This window comes from Frankia sp. AgKG'84/4 (assembly GCF_023242965.2).
Classification (GTDB): domain Bacteria; phylum Actinomycetota; class Actinomycetes; order Frankiales; family Frankiaceae; genus Frankia.
The window spans coordinates 1-638 of sequence record NZ_JALKFU020000657.1 but is presented as its reverse complement, the minus strand read 5'-3'; the positions used below and the strand labels follow the sequence as shown (position 1 = coordinate 638).

Annotated in this window: 1 protein-coding gene and 1 pseudogene; both read right to left on the bottom strand. The window is 76.6% G+C overall.

The features are described 5' to 3' along the window. A partial coding sequence (locus tag MXD58_RS24480) for a precorrin-8X methylmutase (RefSeq protein ID WP_250610021.1) occupies positions 1-273 on the bottom strand: 273 nt, incomplete at its 3' end. Positions 274-348: 75 nt separating this feature from the next. Beyond that, positions 349-638: pseudogene (locus MXD58_RS24475) on the bottom strand (nitrite reductase); the annotation flags it as partial.

Here is a 638-nt window from a genome sequence, read left to right as displayed (position 1 = left end):
GCGGGTCACCCCGGCGGCGACCATCTGCGCGTCGCACAGCACCGGCGCCCCGGCCAGCAGCGCCGCGCGCGCCGCGGCGACCGCTCCCGGGCTGAACGCCAGGTCGTCCACAAGATCGACCATGCCGCACGAATGGATCATGCGGACGGCCACCCGGGCGACGTCGGCGGGCAGCCCGTCGAGGCGGGCCTCCGCCCGGATCGTCGCAAAGGAACGCCGGTAGATCTCCGCGCCGTCACGGATGTAGTCCCCGCGGGGGGTTCCCACCGGCATCGCCACCTCCACAGACCGTCCTCCCGAACCCATCAGCCGCCACCCCGAACCCATCAGCCGCCACCCCGTAACCCATCAGCCGCCACCCCGTGCCGAGCTCACCGCGCCGAGCAGTGTCTCCCAGCCCCCGACCGGCAGTTCCCCGGCGGCGCCCGGCGCCCAGGACAGCGCCGCGTCGGCCCCACCGGGCGGCGCCAGCCCACCGGCGCGGCGCACACGGTAACCACCCTGCTCCGCGACCACCTCGACGATCCCGCCCGCCGGCTGCCCACAGCGCCGCGTGCACCCCGACCAGTGCACGGGCAGCACCCCGCGACCCTGCCCGCCGGCTGACGCACCGACCGGCGCACCGGCCGGTCCGCCCG